Genomic DNA, 19758 nt, shown 5'->3' on the forward strand with positions numbered 1-19758 from the left:
GAATCGGAAACCATAACCGAAGCAAAACCGTTTCGACCTGTCGGCAATCGCCGCCGGTCGCCGGCCTTCGGTTCGGGTTTTCCGCCTGGACACACCTCGAACGGAGCTGAGCTTGGTTCGGTTCGAAAACGTCGGATTGCGCTACGGGCTCGGCCCGGAGATTCTGCGCGACCTCAGTTTCATGATCCCCGCGCATTCCTTCCAGTTTCTCACCGGCCCCTCCGGCGCCGGCAAGACCTCGCTGTTGAAGCTGCTGTTTCTGTCGCTGCGGCCGACGCGCGGCCTGGTCAATCTGTTCGGCCGCGACGTCTCGCTGCTCGGCAAGGACGAGATCGCTGACCTGCGCAAGCGGATCGGCATCGTGTTGCAGGATTTCCGCCTGCTCGACCACATGACGACCTATGAAAACGTGGCGCTGCCGTTCCGGGTGATGGGCCGCGAGGAATCCAGCTACCGCCGCGAAGTCATCGATCTCTTGAAATGGGTCGGGCTCGGCGAGCGGATGGATGCGCTGCCGCCGATCCTGTCCGGCGGCGAAAAGCAGCGGGCGGCGATCGCGCGCGCCGTGATCTCGCGGCCGCATCTGTTGCTGGCGGACGAGCCGACCGGCAATGTCGATCCGACGCTGGGGCGGCGCCTGCTGCGGCTGTTCATCGAATTGAACAAGTCCGGAACCGCCGTCGTCATCGCGACCCACGACATCACCCTGATGGACCAGTATGAAGCACGGCGGCTGGTGCTGCATCAGGGACGGTTGCATATCTATGAGTAGGGCAGACGAACATGGGCCGCTGGTCGATCTCGGCTACGAGCGCCCGCAGCTGCCGCCGCAGGCGCGCAACATGTCGCCGATCGTGCCGCGGGCCTCGATCGCCGGCCGTGCGCTGGTCGCCGTGGTCGCGATCATGACCTTCCTCGCCTCGATGACCACCGGTACGGTGCTGCTGGTGAGCGCGTCGGCGGCGGAGTGGCAATCGGACGTCTCCAGCGAGATCACCGTTCAGGTTCGGCCCGCCGCCGGGCGCGACCTTGACCGCGACACCCAGGCGGTGGCCGACGTCATGCGCAGGCAGGCCGGCATTATCGAGGTCAGGCCCTTCACCAAGGAGGAATCCGCCAAATTGCTCGAGCCCTGGCTTGGCACCGGCATTTCGTTCGACGAGTTGCCGGTGCCGCGCGTCATCGTGGCGCAGGTACAACCCGGCACCGTGCTCGATCTGGCCGCCTTGCGCAGCCGGGTGACGCAAGTGACGCCGACGGCCAGCGTCGACGACCATCGCGCCTGGATCGAGCGGATGCGGTCGATGACCGGCGCGACCGTGCTGGCCGGGATCGGCATCCTCGTGCTGGTGATCATCGCGACCATCATTTCGGTTTCGTTCGCCACGCGCGGGGCGATGGCGGCCAATCGCCCGATCGTCGAGGTCCTGCATTTCGTCGGCGCCGGCGACCGCTATATCGCCAACCGCTTCCTGCGGCATTTCCTCAGGCTTGGGCTGGAGGGCGGTCTGATCGGTGGCGGCGCGGCGATGCTGGTTTTCGGATTCTCGGAATCGATCACCGGCTGGTTCTCGGGAACCCCGGTCGGGGATCAGTTCGCAGCGCTGCTGGGGACATTTTCGTTGCGGCCGTCGGGTTATCTGGCGCTGGCGGCGCAGGCGGTGCTGATCGCGGCGATCACCGCCTGGGCCTCGCGGCGGACGCTGTTCGCCACGCTTGACGACATCGAATGATAAGGGTTTGTGCGTGGATATCGCGACGGCCAGCCTTCATTTCGCCTGAACAAAGCGCGTCAAGACAACGAGGATAGAGCTTCGGTTCTGATTCAATCGGAATCGAAAACGCTATATCCTGGAGCCCGGCCGCCGGGATATCGACCCGACGGACATTCGAGGGGACAAGCGCCGGCGCCATATGAGTTCACAGCCCGACGATATTTCAATGAAAGCGCGGGGCGTCGCGCCGCGTCGCCGGCTGCGCGCCGCGACGGTGGCCGTGCTGGCGATCATGTTCGTCGGCGCGGCGGTGGGCTTTGTCGGTTTCCTGTCGCAGCTGCACGGCACCGAGATCAAGCCCGGCGGCCATGCCGACGGCATCGTCGTGCTCACCGGCGGCTCGTCGCGCGTCTCCGACGCGGTGGAACTTCTGGCCGGCGGCTATGGCAAGCGGCTATTGATCTCCGGCGTGCATCCGACCAGCGACGCCGCCGATATCTCCCGTTCGCTGCCGGACAGCCAGTCGCTGATGAGCTGCTGCGTCGATCTCGACCATTCGGCGGTCAATACCCGCAGCAACGCGGCGGAGACGCGGCGCTGGGCCCATGAGCGCGGCTTCAGGTCGCTGATCGTGGTGACGTCGAACTACCATATGCCGCGCGCCATCGTCGAATTGTCGCACGCGATGCCCGATATCACGCTTATTCCCTTCGCGGTCGTCGGCGACAAATGGCGCGACGAACCGTGGTGGACCAGTGGTGCGACCTTTCGGCTGCTGCTATCGGAATATGTGAAATATGTTGCCGCCGAAGTGCGGGTGCATCTCGCCGATATTGGTCTCGATCTGATGCCCGAGGCCGGCGATGTGCCGGGCGGCTCCCTGGTTCCGCGCAGGTCGGCGACGGCACAGGCCAACAGATCGGGTTATTGATGGTTTTGATCTTCCTGCGTTCGCTGGTTTTCAACCTGCTATTCTATCTCGTCCTGATATTCTGGCTCATCTTCGCGCTTCCGACCTTTGTGATGCCGCGGTCGGCCATCATGACGGTGGCGCGGTGGTGGGCGCGCAGCACGATCTGGCTGATGCGCGTGATCTGCGGCACCAAGGTGGAATATCGCGGGCTCGAGAAAATCCCGAACGGTCCGCTGATTGTCGCCTCGAAACATCAGTCGATGTGGGAGACCTTCGCGCTGGTGCAATTCTTCGATCAGCCGCTTTACATCCTCAAGCGCGAGCTGGAATGGATCCCGTTTTTTGGCTGGTACCTGAAGAAGGCGAACATGATCGGGATCGACCGCCTCGCCGGCGGCCGTGCTCTGCTGGCCATGACGCGCCGCGCCGGCGAGGCGGTTCGCCGCGGCCGCCAATTGATCATCTTTCCGGAAGGGACGCGAAGGCCGGTCGGCGCGCCGCCGGACTACAAAAGCGGCATCGGCCAGATCTACGCCGATTGCGGCGTGCCATGCCTGCCGGTTGCGCTCAATTCAGGTCTGTTCTGGCCGCGCCGCACCTTCATGCGCTATCCCGGCACTATCGTCGTCGAATTTCTCGATCCGCTGCCGGCCGGCCTGTCGCGCCGCGAATTCATCGCACGCGTCTCCACCGTGATCGAGGAGGCCACCGGCCGGCTGGTCGAGGCGACGCGGCGGGAGCAGGCCGAATTGTTCGGCCGGGTACCCAATACTACGGCAAAGGCCTGATTTCAGGCCTGTCCGGTGCCTTCCAGAGCGTTTTCGAGCGAAGCGGGTACCGGTTCGCGTAAGGAAAACGCGTCAAAACAACAATCCAGAGCGTTTTCGAGCGAAGTGGATACCGGTTCGCGTGAAGAAAACGCGTCAAAATAAGAATCCAGAGCTTCGGTTCTGATTCAATCAGAACCGATCGCGCTCCGGTGGCGGCCGAAGCGAGTGGGCGTCGTCGTGCAGCATCTGCGCCAGCTGATGCAATTCCCTGTCGCGAAAACCCTGCGCCTCGATCGACTTCACGGTCGACAGCACATAGTCGCGATTGTTTCCGGAACGGCCATGCCCTTCCTGCACGAGGCGGAGTTGCTCCGCCAACGGCAACCGGCCGGCATATTGCACGTGGCCGCGGTCCGCCACGTAAGCCAGCGCGCTGACCCGCTCGCGGGCCTCGTTGTCGAGCCAGACCGAGCGCATCACCTCGCGATAGACGTTGGTGGTCTGTTCGCGGTTGCGCAGATATTCCACGGTGCGGCTGCGTTGCCCGGCGGCGACGCGGAATGCGACGCCGCGGCAGGCGCCGCCGCGGTCGAGCCCGAGCACCAGCCCCGGTTTTTCCGGCGTGCCGCGATGGTCGAAGGAATAGACGCAGAGCGCGCGATGCTCGCCGATCAGCCGCGCCGGCACCTGCTCGATGAATTCGAAACCCGGTTGCCACATCAGCGAGCCATAGCCGAACACCCACAGGTCGCCCTTGGCGGATTCCACGTCAGGTACGGTTTTCGCGGGCATTGCGTCGACGCCTATCAGAATCTGACCTTTGCTCAAATTAGGTTAACTTGTAAGATGGGTGAACTTAATGGGCGCGGCATGGATTGCATCGCTTAATTGACAAAATTGCTGGTCAAACGACGCGCCATGTCCGATCCCATCCTTGTACCCCGCCGGCGTTCGCTCCGGGGCCTGTTCATCGCTCCCGTCCTGCTCCTGGTCGCCGCCGTGGCCTGGAGCGCGTTCTGGTTCTATTCCGCCTCAAAGGTCGACGAGACCGCCGACGCCTGGCGCGCGCGCGAGGCCAGATCGGGCCGGATATATGATTGTGCCCGGCATTCGGTGTCGGGTTATCCGTTCCGCCTCGAGGTCCGCTGCAACGATCCCAGCGTGAAGCTGGTTTCGCAGACCGCCGGCCAGACCGCCACGCAGGCGCCGATCACGGCCACGCTCGGCGAAATCCTGGTGGTGGCGCAGGTCTACGATCCGAAATTGCTGATCGCGGAATTCACCGCGCCGGCGACGATTTCGGATCAGGCCGATCAGCTTACGATGGTCGCGAACTGGCGCACGGCGCGCAGCAGCATCGTCGGATTGCCGGGCGATCCGCAGCGCGTTTCGCTGGTGTTCGACGATCCCTCGGTCGCCCGCGTCAACGGATCGACCGAGACGCCGCTGGCCGGCGCCAAACATGTCGAACTGCACGGCCGCCTCGCCGAAGGATCGCCGTCCGGCCATCCCGTGATCGAAACCATGCTGCAAATCGATGGCGGCAGCGTGCAGGAGGTGCATCCGCTGCTGGCACAGCCGTTCAATGCCGACGTGCGGGCCAGGCTGAGCGGCCTGAAGGATTTTTCGCCAAAGCCCTGGCCGCAGCGGTTTCGTGAAATCCAGGCCGCTGGCGGCCATGCCGAGATCGTGCAGTCGCGGATCGAGCAGGGCGACATCGTCGCGGTCGCCGCGGGCGCGCTCAGTCTCGATGCCCAGGGCCGTATCGAGGGCGAATTGCAGATGACCGTCGTCGGGATCGAGAAGGTGATTTCGGCGCTCGGCCTCGAGAAAATGCTCGAAGAGGGCGTGCCGCAGGCGACGCTCGACCGCGTCGCGCCCGGCGTCAAAACCCAGGACATCAACAATCTGTTCGGCGCGCTCGATCGCGCGATCCCCGGTCTCGGCAAGGCGATCAAGCAGAACGCCACGGTCGGCGTCGCCGCCGGCCTCAATGCCCTCGGCAAGGAAGCGGTGCTGGAAGGCAAGCCGGCGCGATCGTTTCCGTTGCGCTTTGTCGATGGTGCGGTGTTTCTCGGGCCCTTGAAGGTCGCCCAGGTGCCGCCGCTGTTTTGAGAGCCCGACCGAAACTGCATCGGGCATTTTCAAACTCATTCTAACCGCGTGAAAGCGGCTCTATCTGGAGCGGGCCATGACGATGCCATAGCCTGCATCCCGCTGGTCCAAAATATCCGTCGGGTCACGCCTTCTTCACCGTTTCGCAGTTCTTGATAGCCTAAATGGTTGCTGTCATCCTGAGTCTCTATAGAAAGCTAATTGTTCGAACGAAATTACTAATCCGATTTTACCGAAAGTCAGAAGATCTAGACAATAGTCCAGGTTAGAACCAAAACGAGCCCCCTGTGACCCCGGAATTCGTTCCCGAAGGAATAGAGGCGGAAAACGCCGACGCGGTGCGCCTGTCGTCCGATCTGGCGACGGCCTACGCCCTGCGCCAGTCGCAGAACAACGAGCCGGACAAGGACATCGCGGACACGTTCCTGTCCGCAAATAAAAAGCTGATCGATCTCCAGGTTTCCTATTTCGAAGAGGAAAAGACCAGGGAAAGGCGCGCCGCCGTCCGCAAGCGCATCAGCGACATTCTGCGTATTATCGCGCAGTGCGCATTTATCGTGATTGGATTTGCGGTGGCGGCCGGCGTTGCCGCCATGTGGGGCACCGCCATTCTCTCCAACGCCGTCGTCGTCGATGAATTTGAAACGCCGACGTCGTTGGCGGAAAACGGACTTAGCGGCACCGTTGTCGCCGGCAAGGTTCTCGACGAACTCCTGAAAATCCAGGACAGCACGAAGTTCTCTGCGGCCCAGCGGCAGATCAAGGACGCCTGGAGCAATTCGATCGAAATCAAAGTGCCCGAAGCCGGCATCTCGCTCGATCAGATCAACAATGCGTTGCATCGGACCTTCGGCCACGACACGCATATCGACGGCGCGTTGACCAAAACCAGCAAGGGCAAGCTTCTGCTCTCGATCCGCGGCGATCGCATTCCGCCGACAACGTTCGAAGGCGAGATGGATGACATCGATGCCCTCACCCGAAAAGCCGCGGAGCATGTCTATGGTTACGCCCAGCCGGTTCTTTTCGGGAGTTATCTCGTCGCTGCCAATCGCCAGGACGACGCCATTGCGTTCATCCGCGCGGCCTACCCGCGGGCGACCGATGCAGACCGGTCGGTTTTAGCCAACCTCTGGGGCGAAGCGTGGTTCATCCTTGGCCGCGTCAAGGAAGCCAGCGAACGCTTTCGTTTTGCAATGAGCCTCAATCCGCACTATTGGCGCGCCTGGAACAATTTGATCGGCATCCTGCCGCAAACGGAGGGAGAAGAGGCGGCATATCAATCCGGGTTGAAGATGATGGCCGAGGCCAGGAATGTCTCATCACGGTTGCAGCCGACCCTCTACGACCAGACAAATTTCGCGCAGATGACATTGGATCCGGGTGCAGTCATCGCCGGTCTTCTGGCTGACCGTCAACTGGCTCAGCACGAAGGCGCGCAATATGATGCGAGTTCGTGGATCGCGGAGCAGGAAGCGGTCCGGCACGACTGGGCGGCTGCTTACCTGTATCTGGCGGAGTCGCCCCCCGAAGACGCGACGACCTCTTTCGATGCCGAAACCTTGCCCGGCTATCAAGCCATGGACGCCGGCGATTTCAACACCGCCATCGTCAGGTTCGAGGCGGCTGTGAAGCTTTGGCGAAACTCGGATCAGCTGCGCGCGTTCTATTCGGATTTCGAATGCAGCCTCGGGCATGCCTACATCGAAGCGGGACAGGTCGAGCGGGCCCTGCCGCTGCTGCATGACCAGAGATTCGTGAGATGCCGTGCCTTCATGGCCGACGCGCTCGACCGAAGCGGCCAATGGGACGCGGCGCAGGACGCTTACCGCAAAGCGCAAGCGGCGGCTCCAAGCCTTGCTTTTGCGTATTACCGCGAAGGCCTGGCGCGCGCCCGTCATGGCGACCAGACCCACGCGCTCCAGCAGTTCGAAACGGCGCATCGGCTGTCGCCACACTGGGCCGAACCTCTAAAGGCGACCGGCGATGTCCTTTCCACCCAGGCGAAATGGAGCGAGGCGGTGGAGGCCTACAACAAGGCCCTGCAATGGGCCCCGGCATGGACTGAATTGAAAAAAGCGCAAGAGCAGGCGTCCGCAAAACGCGGCACCCGGTAGCCCATATCCGGCAGCTCTCGAAATCCGCCGCCTTCCAATCGCTGCACGGTCAGATTCGCGCCGACTGCCGCCGGCGCCGCCAGAACGGCTGATCAGACCAGCGAGGCTGGATGCCGTAATAGTGGTCTCGTTGCGACAGGTAGGCCTGCCAGTGTTGGCGCTGCTGCTCGTCGTATTGATGGATATACGTATTGCCGCTGCCCAATTCCGCGCTGCTCCGCGGAGATTCTGTCAACGCGTAATGGATCATGTGTCCGGCGTGGCTGGCCGTCCTGAGCGCCTTGTCGATGCCTTGCGACGACAGCGGATCATAGGCTTGCGCCGCATCGCCCACCGCGATCCAGCCGTCACCGCAGAAGTCGCGTAATCGCTGGCCGTTGGCCGCGGCGCCCCGGATTGTCCCGCAAGGCTGATAGCCCCTGGCCTTGAGCAGCGGTGCGATATGCGTCGAACCGTCCAGCAGCTGATCGAAGCCTTGCCGTGACGCCGCCAGTCGCGCTGCCGGCAGATCCTTGTCGGAGTGAAAAACCACCAATCGCCGGGTTTCGCCGCCGTCGCTGCCTGGCAGGCGGTTGCTATACCACCAGCCGTCCGGCGCAGCCTCGATCCGGGTATAGCGGTCGTCGTCGCCGCCGGCGCAGGAAAACCATTGCGCATAGGCGAACAACCGATCGTCATGATCGAGCGTCGGGACACCGAGCGTCCGGGCCACCAGCGCCTGCCGACCGGAACAGTCGACGAGATAACGGGCGCGGTCCTGCCGCATCTCGGCATCTGAGATCAACGTCAGTTGCCAATTGAAGGAGCCGTCGGCGATACGCGCGCAAGATTGGAGACTGACGCCCTTGAGCAAGGTTGCGCCGGCTGCAACCGCATTCGCACGCAGGGCTTCATCGAAAGCCAATCGGTCGATGCACAGGCCGTGGCCGGTCGGCGTGAAGAAAAAGTCCGCGATATCGGCCTGCTCGCTCGCCCATAGCGAGACGTTGCCGGCCGTGCTGAAAAGCCCGGGAAGTTGTTGTTCCGGACCGTCAGGGTCTCCCAGAAAGTGTTTGACCAGACCGATCGAGGTCGGCGGCAAGGACTCGCCGAGCTTGAAGCTGGGGGATCGCTGTTTCTCCACCAGCAGCACACGCTGGCCGTATTTGGCCAGCGTGATGGCGGTTGCGGATCCCGCAGGTCCGGAGCCGACAATGACGACGTCCCATGTTGTATTGGTCCGGTCGCGCAGCGACATCGATGGCACGAATTATTTTCTCTTGTTGTTTTCTCTCGTCATTTTCTTTTGGCGGGCGGCCGGTTCAGCGCCGGATGACGCTCTTGTTCGACGAATACGATCTCACCGTTGTCTTTCAGGTAGCTGCCGTCCTTATTTTTGACCGGCAGCACCATCCCCAGTTTTGACCAGGCATAGGCCATCTGGTGATAACCATCGGTGGACGATAGCGGTTCGCCGTGTTCATCGTATCCGCGGAACCATTCCTTGTAGGTTCGGGTCTGGTTCTTTTTGTCGTATTCGAAAACGATATCCGGCCGCTGCACCGGCCACCAGGCCGCGTTGCAGGACCAGAAGTCGCCATGCCACGGGCTCGACATATAGGCAGCAAGCGCGCCAGGCTCGATGTCTTTGTTGACGCGGAACGCCTCGGCGAAATTTTCCCGATAGATGATCAGATACGGGAATTCGATGCCGGGGTGGAAACCGCCGCCGATCGTGGGTTCGAGCGCCGAACTGTCCAGCGCGTGCGGCTGCTCAGCCAGCGGCAACGACTCAAGGGCCACGGGCTTTGGGGGAACGCCGACGTCGAAATTCCCGTCCGCCCACTCCTTCAAATGATTGAGTTGCCAGTCGGTCAGGCTCAGGAACTGGTCGGGAAAATTGTTGCCCAATTGCTTGTTCTGCGCCGGCTTGCCCGCGGTGCCCCACAGCTTGGGCATCTTGAAGTCTTCCTCGTCGCGCTTGAATTCATCGTTCTTCCAGCTGGTCGGGCGATCCGGCGGCGGCGGCATCAGCGAATCGACCAGCCGTCCGCGCTTTCCGGGCGCATGCCGCATCAGGTCGTAGACCATCTGCCGCGTCGGCTTGCTGTTCTCGCCCGGATCGGTGAAAGCGGCCATGTAATCGTGGTTGAGCAAGTTACCCGGCTGCTTCGGACCATGGGCGGCGTCCTTGGTTTCCGGCGTAACGCCCGCGGCCTCGGTGCTCACCCAACCGTAGTTAACCGCCTTGGCGAAGACGGGATAGACATCGCGGTAGAAGTTCGTCTTCTGCTTGGCGTAGGGGTACGCTTCAGGAAAACCCTCGTAGACGCGATCCAGAATCGACACCACGTGATACATGTGGGGTACGAACTTCGGTGGCGCGGTGACGATCCACGCCCCGGCATGCGGATTCCTCGTGCCTTCGTCCGTTGCCGATTTCACGTTGTCGCGTGTACTCAAGACCGTGCCGTCCTTGAGCGTGACCGTGACGTCGATTTCACCGCCGCAAGTGTCGTCCCACCATCCCGGAACGTTGAAATAGGCAAACTGGTTCGTCAGCGGGTTTTTACCGTCCTCCGGACCGTTCGGCGGGCTGACTGTCGCGCTCGGGTTCGACAGCGCCACTTTGGGTGTCGTGACGCATTCGCCTTTCCCGGACGCCGGAACGAACAGCAGGCGGTCCCTGGAATCGAGGCGAAGCTGCCCGAGTTCGATATTCCTGGCGGCCTTGTAAGTGACCTCGACTTGTTTCGAAGGATCCTTTGGCGTGAAGCCATCGAAACGCAATTGGCCCGGCAACGTCCCCTTTTCAATGCCGGTGAAAACATCGCCTTTCATGACGACCGGTCCGGCCTGCCCGGAGGCGATCGTATGCACACCGGGATCGATGATCAGCTTGTCACGTTCGATCGGCTTCAGGCCCGGCTGGATCGACGGGTTTCGCAGCTTGTCCGGGTCAAACAGATACGCCCCCTGAAACGCATAATTCGCCGCCTTCATGTTTCTGACATGAACGCGCCAGCGGACGGATCTGACGAGACCAGAATCAGAGCTGAGCTCCGCGACGACCTTGTCGTTGACGTCGTAGGCATAGATCCGATATCGCTGCGCCTGGCGTTTCAGCCGCGCTCCGCTATCGCGGTAGGTTCCGCCGTTTGGCCCGGGGCCATTGCGGCCACCCGGATCGACCACGACTCCCGGCGCTTCGGGGCCAATGTAAAACTCGTCACTGTCGCCCAGACGAGCGATGCCGATACCAGGGTGGATACGAATGCTCTTGATCTTCTCGGCCACCGCTTGACCTCTATAAATTGCTGCTGTTCACTCGGCTCTGAAAGAGCGCCTCCCATCGATATCCAAGGGTTCTCAAACCCCGGAGATCGACAAGCTGCTGACGGAAGAAGATGAGAAACCCGGATTTCTCATAGAGGAGCGAACGATCTTCCAGTCCAGCAGGTCTGCCGAGGCGACCGCATATCGATTCCCGAAATGTTCGATATCGGCGTAAGTTAGTCCGCCTGATCGGGTATGGGCCCGCACCGAGAAGCCGCCGCCGAAGCTTGCCTTGATCGATTTCTCGATCTGCGAATCGATACCTGAGGCCGCTGCGTTGTTCGCGTTCTCGCCTGTCGCGGCGTTGTCGATGCCCGCCAGCAACAGGGCAGAGGCCGCTGCGCCTCCCCAAACGAAATCTCGACGCTTGATATCCATGTTTCCTCGCCCGCCGGTTCTGGCGACTCTATCTTAGCGCCTCTGTCTTTCAGAGACAGGATTTACTGGAGATTATCGTCAATCAGGATTTAAGCGAGCGTAAAGATTAAGGGCTCAGGTCATTCGGATTGGCAGCTCAGCGACAGGCACGCGTCGCGCGAGCCGAGCCAGGCCGAACACCGGATTGATGTCGGCGAGCCTGCCTGCGCCGGCAGAGCCTCCCGATCTTCAATGCCGGTGACGATGCTCTCGACGCGGCCCGTCATCGGCCTATGGCATTTTCGAGCGAATCGGATTCCGCTTCGCGTAAGGAAAACGCGTCAAAAAAAGTTGGAGTCCGGTTCTGGTTCAATCGAAGCCGATAGGGTTCTGGGCTGACCCATCGAGCGAATTGAAAAGGAATCGTTGACGTGGATGCGCCGCGATTTGGTTTCTTCGGGCTGTTCCGTCATTGCAAGCGCAAGCGAAGCAATCCAGCGCCACGAAGGAAGTCTGGATTGCTTCGTCGCGGAGCCTGTCATCGGGCGGCGCTTCGCGCCGACCCGGTGGCTCGCAATGACGAACGTTGCAGGGTGGCGGAGTTGTAAAACAGCGTAGAGGGAGTGCCGCGGGCGAGCATCTGCTCCGTGGTCAATTGCGTGATGCGACTCGCTCCCGCATGGTGTCCGCTTTACGGCAACGAGCGGATGTTGCTGAATAGGAGGTCTCAGGTCCGAAAAGGGCCAGAAGCGGACCATCTATCGCTTGTAAGCGTGGGCCTCCCCCAGCGTAACCTCGGCGGATTTACGCCTGCCGTTCAAAACCCGTCATTTCGCTAAAGGTAGTTTAAACACTTCTATGCAACCTAACTGCATCGCGCCGAATACGGAGGCGGCTTCATGCCGAGTTGGGTTGTCACACTCTTCGTCGCCCTTAGCAGCTTGCTTTACCTGTTCTCCAAGATCCAGCGGGAACGCAAGGGCCTGCCTTCGACTGAAACTCGCGCTAAAATCCCGCTTAGCTGGGGCATAACCATATTCGTGCTCCTGCTTGTATTCACCTTAGGCAACGTGTTGTTTTTTTATCTGCGTGGCTTTCCGGTTCCGGGCGCGTTCCGGTTTCTCGTCGTTGTGCTCATAGCAGCGATATCAATATGCGGCATCGTTATAATCAGACGGAAAGGGCCGGAATACATCCCGCCAGAAGAGAGAAAGACTGGAACGGGTTTAGTTGCGATGGTCGGGGTGTTGATCATCGTAATGCCCGTTCTGGGGTTCAGCATCCGCGCCCTACAGCGAAAGTTTGGTTTCTAGGATACCGAAGGCAGTGATATCGCACACTGTATTCGCGATCTTGGCGGTGAGCGTTCCGATATTCATTTGTGTGCATATCGTACCGGCCTTGTGGCATGCCTTGCTCACCGGGGAGTGGCTTCTGCGAGAGCCCAATTTTGCTCGTTCGGAGCGCCTGATCCTCTTTTGGGCTGGCTTCTTCGCTTGGTCGATTGGCTGTGGCGCCGCGAGGGCTGACCTACCCCGGATAGCCGACATGCGGACGATCGCTGGATTCCGTCGGTATGGGCCAAGAGCGGAAGACCATAGAGCGCTACCGCAGAGCGCTATTTACGCTCTGGCTCGCTGAGCTTCGAACTCTGAACGCGTTGATGTTTCCACATGCCGTAGGGTGCAACAATATAGCCAAGCAACGCCCACCCGATCATCCATGTTATTGCCGCCCAATTCGGCAATTGCACCAATGCCTTTGCCCAGAGTGGGACAAACATTCCAGCGAGCCACACGAATGCACCGGTCAAGGCTCTACGCCAGCCAAGGCCGGCCGAGACATAGGCTCTGTAAGCTCGCAAATACTCTCCGAAATCACGCATTTCTTTATCTTAGCCGATCGTGGTGCGGCATCCATTCGGACATTGAGTTGTCGCTGGAAATGTCCACAGCCACAAGCCGACGCGTGCGCTAAGCTAGGCGTTTCATCAAGTCGATCCAATTCCGCGTTACGACCGTGCGGCTTGATTACTCTGGCACGCCGGCAGCGCGTAACGCCTCGGCATAGCTTGCCGCCATCGTATCGCGCGGGAACGGGATGCGTTTGAAGAAGCCGGAGATCGTCAACGCCGGCTCGACCTCGAGCAGCTCCCGCGCGATCGTGCCGGCGCGATCCTTGCGACCGAGATTGACAAGCGCGACGATGAGGACACGCAGGGCGACGGCGAAGCGCCGGTTCTGCGTCAGCGCCTTTTCGGCCCATTGCAGGGCCTCGGGATAGTTCTCGTCGGCGGTCGCGGCGATCGCCATGGCGCCGGAAGTGAACCAGCCGCGCGGGTCGCGCGGACTAAGGCGTTGGGCGCGCTCGATCATGGTGCGGCCCGGCCCCTGATTGCCGCGCATGATCTCGATCCAACCACCGAGCGCGAGCGCCGTGACGGAGTTCGGATTGATCCTGAGCGAGCGCGCGAACAGTTCAGGGGCCGCGGCGCGCCGGTCCTGCGACATATTCCAGATCGCGAACGCCGCCATCCACAGCACCTGGGCGTCATTGGGTGCAAGCTCGACGGCTTGCCACGCCAGCTTGGTACCCTCCGCCTCGTGCGTATCGCCCGGCGTGACCCAGCCTTGAAAATGGCGTAGCGCGTGGCAATAGGCCGCCATGGCGAGAGCCGGTGCGTAGGTCGGGTCGATGGCAAGCGCCTGGTCGAGACAGGCGAGCGCGGCGGCCGTGCTCTCGGCGGTGAATGCATATTCGAGCCCATAGGCGCGCAGCAGAAGATCATAGGCCTCGAGTCGGCTCGGCTTGCTCGACTTCTGACGCTCGACCTCGGCGAACTGCACGGTCGGCTCGATGGCGGCCACCACGCGTTCGGTGATGCGATCCTGCAGGTCGAAGACGTCGCTGAGCTCACCGTCGAAGCGATCGGCCCAGAGGTGCCGGCCCGAGCCCGCGTCGATCAACTGCCCCGTGATCCGCAGGCGGTTGCCGCCGCGGCGGACGCTGCCTTCGAGCACGTAGGCGACACCAAGTTCACGCCCGATTTCACGGATGTCAGTCGGCTTGCCTTTGTAGAGGAAGGAGGAATTGCGGGCGATGACGAACAGGCCGCTGCAGCGGGACAATGCGGTGATGATGTCCTCGGCCATGCCGTCGGCGAAGAACTCCTGTTCGGCATCGCCGCTCATATTGTTGAAGGGCAGAACCGCGATCGACGGCTTTTCCGGTTCGGTGGGATGGGTGGGGTCCGCGGCCGGTGCGGCATATTGTAAATCCGGCGCCTCGCGCACGTCGCCGATAAAGCGGACGCCTTTGCGCGGCAACGTACGGATCAGGTGCTGTGCCTCGCCATTGTCGCCGACCGCCGTCCGTGCCGCGTTGATGCGGCTCGACAGCGTCGCGTCCGAGACTGTCCGGCCGCGCCAGACGGTGTCGAGCAGCTCGTCGCGGCTGACCACTCGATCGCGGGCGCGGATAAGAAATTCCAGGAGGTCGAAAACCTGCGGCTCGAGCCGGATCTGATCCTCCCCGCGTCGCAATTCGCGCCGGCTAGAATCCAGAACCAAGTCACTGAAATAATACAGCAAATCGTCAATCCTGCTGTCCCTGCCAGCCCGGTGCGGAGCCTACCACATCCGCTCTGCCGCAAAAATCATGGCGTTCTGAAGCACAAATCCATGCCTCCTGAAAGCGCCCGGCGCAGCGTGAGGTTATGGCTTTCGCGCTTCCGGTTGCCGTGACGTCATGAGCGCGCCGGAACGAGGAAAAGGAGATCGTCATGTTCGAAGATATCAACCATCGCCGGCGGGATTTTCTCGGCGTCGCTGCGGCGACATTTGCAGCTACTTCGTTCGGCGCGATCGGCGCGGCGAGCGGGCAAACCAAAGCCGGGTCCGTGCGGCCTGTGATCAAGCCGGGAACCAACACCTCCTTTGCGCCGCTGAAACAGATTAATGCCGGACTGTTGAACGTCGGCTATGCCGAGGCTGGTCCGGCTGATAGTCCCGTCGTCATTCTGCTGCACGGCTGGCCATACGATATCTATAGCTTCGTCGAAGTGACCCCGCTGCTGGCGCAGGCTGGCTATCGTGTCATCGTACCTTATCTGCGCGGCTATGGCACGACGTGCTTCCTGTCGAGCGACACGTTACGGGAAGGCCATCCCGCGGCGATCGCGGCCGACATCATCGCGTTAATGGATGCGCTGAAGATCGAAAAGGCGACCCTGGCTGGATTCGACTGGGGTGCAAGGACCGCGAACATCATCGCCGCCGCTTATCCGGAGCGTTGCAAGGCCATGGTTTCGGTCAGCGGCTATCTGATATCGAGCCAAGAGTCCGGCAAGACGCCGCTGCCGCCGTCGGCCGAGTTGCAATGGTGGTACCAGTTCTATTTCGCGACCGAACGGGGCAAGGAAGGATATGAGAAATACCGCCACTACTTCGCGAAACTGATCTGGCAGCTTGCCTCGCCGCAATGGAAGTTCGATGACGCAATCTTCGACCGCAGTGCGACGTCGTTCGAGAACCCCGACCATGTCGCGATCGTGATTCACAATTACCGGTGGCGAATTGCGCTTGCCGAAGGCGAAGCGCGTTACGCCGACCTGGACAAAGTTATCGCGACGACGCCTGTCATCAGTGTCCCGACCATCACGATGGAAGGCGACGCCAATGGCGCGCCGCATCCGCCGCCGGCGGCTTATGCCAAAAAATTCTCCGGCAAATATGAGCACCGCGAGATCAAGGGGGGCATCGGTCACAACCTGCCGCAGGAGGCCCCGAAAGCGTTCGCGCAAGCCGTCATCGACGTAGCCACGCTGACTTGAGAGGATTGCAATGCGCAGGACCATCGTCATCGGTGTTCTCGCCGTCGTCGTGCTGCTTTTGATCGCGCAGTTCAGCCCCTCGCTGGTACGCGGCGAAACCAAGCGCCTGGCCTCGCCGATCTTCGGAGTCACCATTCCGGATGGATACCGGGACTGGAAAATGATTGCGGTGGCCCATGAGGCAGGCCTGGACGAATTGCGGGGCGTTCTCGGCAATGACGTCGCCGTGAAGGCCTATCAGGAGGGAATACTGCCGTTTCCGGACGGCACCATCCTCGTCAAGCTCGCCTGGAAGCATGTGCCGGTGGAAGGCCTGGACGGCGCCTTCGTCACCGGACCCGCGACAACGGTACAGGTCATGGTCAAGGATGCCAGGAAATATGCATCGACCGGCGGCTGGGGATTCGGCCGCTTCATCGACGGCATGCCGGTGGATGAGATGCAGCATCGCAGCTGCGTCCCCTGTCATGAAGCGCACGTCAAGGATCACGATCTCGTTTTCACGAAATTTGCGCGATGATCATGCGGCAGCCCGGAAATGCGAAACGAAGGCGAAGTCTTGCCGATCCCCGAAATAGATGTTGCTGCAGGTCAACAACGGGTCAAAGGCTGAAATCTTGGCGCCTCGAAGTGATGCCAACTTTGGCTTGAACGGCGGACATTGATCGACGCGATTGAATGTCGGGAAGCGGGAAGAGCGCCGTTGCGTGCAACCGCGCCGCGCGCGGGCGACGATGGAAGGAGCTGGAGCAGCCGCAGGTCGAACGCGCACGTCGAACGGTTCGAATTTGCTAAGGCGGTTCAAGGTGATTTGCCCGGTCCAGTCCTTTCCTTAAAAATATTCCCCTTCTTGCCTTCGCCAAATCGGCGTTAGAAACCCCGCCGTCTCATCCCTCACGAGGGGCGTTGGCCATCGTCACGAACGTTGGGGTGGGATGCGGTGGACGCGGCAGCGTCGGGCGCAACACCGGATCGCAGGGCGAGTTTTGGCTCGTGAGCGACGAGGGTGCGCAGACGAACGATGCTGATGCGGACGGTGAAGCCGTGTGGTCCTGGCACCCGTTGCTGGTGTCAAATCGGCGGAGGTTTTGCGGGCCCGACCGGGTTCGACAATTCCTTCAATCCGCCGATGACGGTGACAAGACGAATTCGTCGCCGGGGAGAGCGCGGAGTAAACCGTTAAAACCAGCCGCGTGCGGGAATGCCGGGTGATTTCCGGTGAACTCGTGGTGACTAACTCGTGTGCTTTCTACTTTTGCACGCGAGGCTGCGGGTGCATCGGGCACCCGGCATTCCCCGCGCCCTCACTGAGGGCCGCGCCACGCCCTCCATCGGGCGAGAGATTCCTGCAAAACTCGGGCGTGATGCGTCGCGATATCGCGAGGTCGTATCCGATGCATTCGAATGCGCCGCACCCTCAGTCGCCATTACCCGCCTATGCGGGTGATCCAGTATTTCAGAGACGTCAGTGATGAACCGGGAAGCCGCGGCATACTGGATACCCCGCATGCGCGGGTATGACGGCTTTGGAATTGCTTAAAACGAAAATGAGAGCCGCACGACACGAAAGCCCTGCTGCCCTAATCCGGCTTCTTTGCCAGATTCGCGTGCGGGCGGCCGAAATCGGGCGCCGGCGAATCCTGGCCGATCTCGACGATGCCGCGCCGGATCGCGCGGGTGCTGGTGAAATGGTCGAACAGCGCCTCGCCGTCGCCGCGGCGGATGGCGCGGGTCAGCTTCGACAGGTCCTCGTTGAAGGTGCCGAGCATTTCCAGCACCGCGTCCTTGTTGGCCAGAAATACGTCGCGCCACATGGTCGGATCGGAGGCCGCGATACGGGTGAAATCGCGGAAGCCGCCGGCGGAGAATTTCATCACTTCCGACGAGGTCACCTTGCCGAGTTCGTCGGCGGTGCCGACGATGGTGTAGGCAATCAGATGCGGCAGGTGGCTGGTGATCGCGAGCACGAGATCATGATGGTCGGGTGTCATGATTTCGACCTTGGCGCCGATCGCCGCCCAGAACGCGCGCAGCCTTTCGACCGCGGTGGGATCCGTCCCTTCCGGCGGCGTCAGGATGCACCAGCGATCGATGAACAGCTCGGCGAAACCCGAATCCGGACCGGAATGTTCGGTGCCGGCCACCGGATGCGCCGGAACGAAATGTACGTTGGCCGGCAGATGCGGCGCCACGTCCCTGACCACCGCGCCCTTGACCGAGCCGACGTCGGAGACGATCGCGCCCGGCTTGAGATGGGGCGCGATTTCCTGCGCGACCGGGCCGCAGGCGCCGACGGGAATGCAGAGGATGACCAGGTCGGCGCCTTTGACGGCTTCCGCATTGGTCTCGGCCACGCGATCGACGATGCCGAGCTCGGCCACGCGCGCGCGGGTCTTGGCCGAGTGGTCGGTGATGACGATCTCGCCCGCCAGGCCCTGCGCCCGCGCGGCGCGCGCGATCGAACCGCCGATCAGGCCGAAGCCGATCAGGGCCACGCGTGGGAAGAGCGGTGTAGCGTTCATTTGCCTGCCAGGAAGTCGCGCAGGCCATCGACCACGAGACGGTTGGCCTCCTCGGTGCCGATGGTCATGCGCAGCGCATGCGGCAGGCCGTAATTGTTCAAGCCGCGCAGCACGAGTCCCCGCTTGGTCAGGAACGCGTCGGCCTCGGCGGCGGTTCTGCCCTTCTCCAGCGGGAAATGGATCAGCACGAAGTTCGCCACGCTCGGCGTCACCTTCAGGCCGAGACTGGTGATCTGCTCGGTCAGCCAGTTGCGCCATTTCTCGGTGTGCGTCTTCGACATCTGCTGGTGCGCGGTGTCCTCGATCGCGGCCACCGCCGCCAGCATCGCCGGGGTCGAGACGTTGAACGGACCGCGAATCCGGCTCACCGCGTCGACGATGTGGGGCGGGCCGAACATCCAGCCGACCCGCAACGCGGCGAGGCCATGAATCTTCGAGAAGGTATGGGTCATGACCGTGTTTTCGGTCGTCGCCACCAGTTCGATTCCCATTTCGTAATCGTTGCGCGACACGTAATCGCAATAGGCCGCATCCAGCACCAGCAGCACGTTCGACGGCAATCCGGCGCGGAGCCGCTTGATCTCGTCGAACGGCAGATAGGTGCCGGTCGGATTGTTCGGATTGGCGAGCCATACCAGCTTGGTGCGCGGCGAGACCGCCTTCAGGATCGCATCGACGTCGGCGGTGAAATCGGTCTCGGGCGCGACGACGTTCTTGGCGCCGTTCGCCAGGGTGGCGATCGGGTAGACCAGAAAGCCGTGGGTGGTGCTGATGGCCTCGTCGCCGTGGTCGAGATAGGTATGCGCCAGCAGATTGAGGATTTCGTCGGAACCGGCGCCGCAGATGATGCGGTCGGGATCGAGCCCGAACGCACGGCCGATCGCCTCGCGCAGCACTCGGGAGCTGCCTTCCGGATAATCCTCCAGATGCCCCGCCACGTCCTTATAAGCCGCGATCGCCTTCGGCGAAGGCCCGAACGGCGTTTCGTTGGCCGACAGCTTGAACACCTTGCGCCCCGGCTCCGCGACCGGGCTCTTGCCCGGCGTGTAGGGCGCAATATCGAGAATGCCGGGATTCGGCACGGGACGGCTCATCTTCAACTC

The 19758-nt window shown here is 61.8% G+C and carries 16 protein-coding genes; 9 read left to right on the forward strand and 7 right to left on the reverse strand.

What is annotated here, in order from left to right; translation table 11 throughout:
* The first annotated feature begins 112 nt into the window (after window positions 1–112).
* The 4 genes from ftsE to HB630_RS14655 all read left to right on the forward strand — a co-directional run bounded on the left by ftsE (window position 113) and on the right by HB630_RS14655 (window position 3416).
* Window positions 113–772, forward strand: coding sequence for a cell division ATP-binding protein FtsE (gene ftsE, locus HB630_RS14640; protein WP_213772981.1), 660 nt, complete (start codon window positions 113–115; stop codon window positions 770–772).
* A complete protein-coding gene (locus HB630_RS14645) occupies window positions 765–1733 on the forward strand; it encodes an ABC transporter permease (RefSeq protein WP_213772982.1) in 969 nt (322 codons plus the stop codon). Before ftsE ends, HB630_RS14645 begins: the two co-directional genes overlap by 8 nt.
* Before the next feature lie 208 nt (window positions 1734–1941).
* Window positions 1942–2646 carry a YdcF family protein gene (locus HB630_RS14650; RefSeq protein ID WP_249780861.1) on the forward strand — a complete coding sequence of 235 codons (705 nt, stop codon included), beginning with the start codon at window positions 1942–1944 and terminating at the stop codon, window positions 2644–2646.
* Window positions 2646–3416 carry a lysophospholipid acyltransferase family protein gene (locus HB630_RS14655; protein WP_213772984.1) on the forward strand — a complete coding sequence of 257 codons (771 nt, stop codon included), beginning with the start codon at window positions 2646–2648 and terminating at the stop codon, window positions 3414–3416. The genes HB630_RS14650 and HB630_RS14655 overlap by 1 nt, the downstream gene beginning before the upstream one ends.
* Before the next feature lie 171 nt (window positions 3417–3587).
* Here HB630_RS14655 and HB630_RS14660 read toward each other — a convergent pair whose 3' ends face one another.
* On the reverse strand, window positions 3588–4190 hold the full coding sequence (locus HB630_RS14660; RefSeq protein ID WP_213772985.1) for a gamma-glutamylcyclotransferase: 603 nt from the start codon (window positions 4188–4190) through the stop codon (window positions 3588–3590).
* A 126-nt stretch (window positions 4191–4316) separates the two neighbouring features.
* Here HB630_RS14660 and HB630_RS14665 point away from each other — a divergent pair, with 126 nt between their 5' ends.
* The gene (locus tag HB630_RS14665) at window positions 4317–5513 is read left to right on the forward strand and encodes a DUF2125 domain-containing protein (RefSeq protein WP_213772986.1); all 1197 of its coding nucleotides are present in this window, start codon (window positions 4317–4319) and stop codon (window positions 5511–5513) included.
* A gap of 287 nt (window positions 5514–5800) precedes the next feature.
* Window positions 5801–7630: a hypothetical protein gene (locus tag HB630_RS14670; RefSeq protein WP_213772987.1), complete on the forward strand. Its 1830-nt coding sequence runs from the start codon at window positions 5801–5803 to the stop codon at window positions 7628–7630.
* 49 nt (window positions 7631–7679) lie between these two features.
* Here HB630_RS14670 and HB630_RS14675 read toward each other — a convergent pair whose 3' ends face one another.
* The 3 genes from HB630_RS14675 to HB630_RS14685 all read right to left on the reverse strand — a co-directional run bounded on the left by HB630_RS14675 (window position 7680) and on the right by HB630_RS14685 (window position 11323).
* Window positions 7680–8867: an NAD(P)/FAD-dependent oxidoreductase gene (locus HB630_RS14675; protein ID WP_218626138.1), complete on the reverse strand. Its 1188-nt coding sequence runs from the start codon at window positions 8865–8867 to the stop codon at window positions 7680–7682.
* Window positions 8868–8905: 38 nt separating this feature from the next.
* On the reverse strand, window positions 8906–10906 hold the full coding sequence (locus HB630_RS28765; protein WP_213772989.1) for a LodA/GoxA family CTQ-dependent oxidase: 2001 nt from the start codon (window positions 10904–10906) through the stop codon (window positions 8906–8908).
* 72 nt (window positions 10907–10978) lie between these two features.
* Window positions 10979–11323 (reverse strand): twin-arginine translocation pathway signal protein, encoded by a 345-nt coding sequence (locus tag HB630_RS14685; RefSeq protein WP_213772990.1) that lies wholly within the window; start codon window positions 11321–11323, stop codon window positions 10979–10981.
* A gap of 878 nt (window positions 11324–12201) precedes the next feature.
* Here HB630_RS14685 and HB630_RS14690 point away from each other — a divergent pair.
* Complete coding sequence (locus tag HB630_RS14690) at window positions 12202–12615, forward strand: hypothetical protein (protein WP_213772991.1); 414 nt, start codon at window positions 12202–12204, stop codon at window positions 12613–12615.
* 717 nt (window positions 12616–13332) lie between these two features.
* On the opposite strand, the gene HB630_RS14695 is transcribed toward HB630_RS14690, so the two are convergent.
* The gene (locus tag HB630_RS14695) at window positions 13333–14892 is read right to left on the reverse strand and encodes a winged helix-turn-helix domain-containing tetratricopeptide repeat protein (protein WP_213772992.1); all 1560 of its coding nucleotides are present in this window, start codon (window positions 14890–14892) and stop codon (window positions 13333–13335) included.
* Between the two features lie 191 nt (window positions 14893–15083).
* Here HB630_RS14695 and HB630_RS14700 point away from each other — a divergent pair, with 191 nt between their 5' ends.
* Together HB630_RS14700 and HB630_RS14705 are read left to right on the forward strand one after the other, a co-directional pair.
* Window positions 15084–16133 (forward strand): alpha/beta hydrolase, encoded by a 1050-nt coding sequence (locus HB630_RS14700; protein ID WP_213772993.1) that lies wholly within the window; start codon window positions 15084–15086, stop codon window positions 16131–16133.
* Between the two features lie 10 nt (window positions 16134–16143).
* The gene (locus tag HB630_RS14705; protein ID WP_213772994.1) at window positions 16144–16653 is read left to right on the forward strand and encodes a cytochrome P460 family protein; all 510 of its coding nucleotides are present in this window, start codon (window positions 16144–16146) and stop codon (window positions 16651–16653) included.
* Between the two features lie 1060 nt (window positions 16654–17713).
* Here HB630_RS14705 and HB630_RS14710 read toward each other — a convergent pair.
* Window positions 17714–18655, reverse strand: coding sequence for a prephenate/arogenate dehydrogenase family protein (locus HB630_RS14710; RefSeq protein WP_213772995.1), 942 nt, complete (start codon window positions 18653–18655; stop codon window positions 17714–17716).
* Window positions 18652–19749 (reverse strand): histidinol-phosphate transaminase, encoded by a 1098-nt coding sequence (locus HB630_RS14715; RefSeq protein WP_213772996.1) that lies wholly within the window; start codon window positions 19747–19749, stop codon window positions 18652–18654. Before HB630_RS14715 ends, HB630_RS14710 begins: the two co-directional genes overlap by 4 nt.
* Between the last annotated feature and the right edge of the window lie 9 nt (window positions 19750–19758).

The organism is Bradyrhizobium sp. dw_78 (genome assembly GCF_018449525.1).
Classification (GTDB): Bacteria; Pseudomonadota; Alphaproteobacteria; order Rhizobiales; family Xanthobacteraceae; genus Bradyrhizobium.

What these genes read in the sequence shown, in the direction of transcription:
- HB630_RS14645 (WP_213772982.1), top strand. Translation starts at nt 765, where the DNA reads ATGAGTAGGGCAGACGAACATGGGCCGCTGGTCGATCTCGGCTACGAG.
- HB630_RS14650 (WP_249780861.1), top strand. Translation starts at nt 1,942, where the DNA reads ATGAAAGCGCGGGGCGTCGCGCCGCGTCGCCGGCTGCGCGCCGCGACG.
- HB630_RS14655 (WP_213772984.1), top strand. Translation starts at nt 2,646, where the DNA reads ATGGTTTTGATCTTCCTGCGTTCGCTGGTTTTCAACCTGCTATTCTAT.
- HB630_RS14660 (WP_213772985.1), bottom strand. Translation starts at nt 4,190, where the DNA reads ATGCCCGCGAAAACCGTACCTGACGTGGAATCCGCCAAGGGCGACCTG.
- HB630_RS14665 (WP_213772986.1), top strand. Translation starts at nt 4,317, where the DNA reads ATGTCCGATCCCATCCTTGTACCCCGCCGGCGTTCGCTCCGGGGCCTG.
- HB630_RS14675 (WP_218626138.1), bottom strand. Translation starts at nt 8,867, where the DNA reads ATGTCGCTGCGCGACCGGACCAATACAACATGGGACGTCGTCATTGTC.
- HB630_RS14685 (WP_213772990.1), bottom strand. Translation starts at nt 11,323, where the DNA reads ATGGATATCAAGCGTCGAGATTTCGTTTGGGGAGGCGCAGCGGCCTCT.
- HB630_RS14690 (WP_213772991.1), top strand. Translation starts at nt 12,202, where the DNA reads ATGCCGAGTTGGGTTGTCACACTCTTCGTCGCCCTTAGCAGCTTGCTT.
- HB630_RS14700 (WP_213772993.1), top strand. Translation starts at nt 15,084, where the DNA reads ATGTTCGAAGATATCAACCATCGCCGGCGGGATTTTCTCGGCGTCGCT.
- HB630_RS14705 (WP_213772994.1), top strand. Translation starts at nt 16,144, where the DNA reads ATGCGCAGGACCATCGTCATCGGTGTTCTCGCCGTCGTCGTGCTGCTT.
- HB630_RS14710 (WP_213772995.1), bottom strand. Translation starts at nt 18,655, where the DNA reads ATGAACGCTACACCGCTCTTCCCACGCGTGGCCCTGATCGGCTTCGGC.
- HB630_RS14715 (WP_213772996.1), bottom strand. Translation starts at nt 19,749, where the DNA reads ATGAGCCGTCCCGTGCCGAATCCCGGCATTCTCGATATTGCGCCCTAC.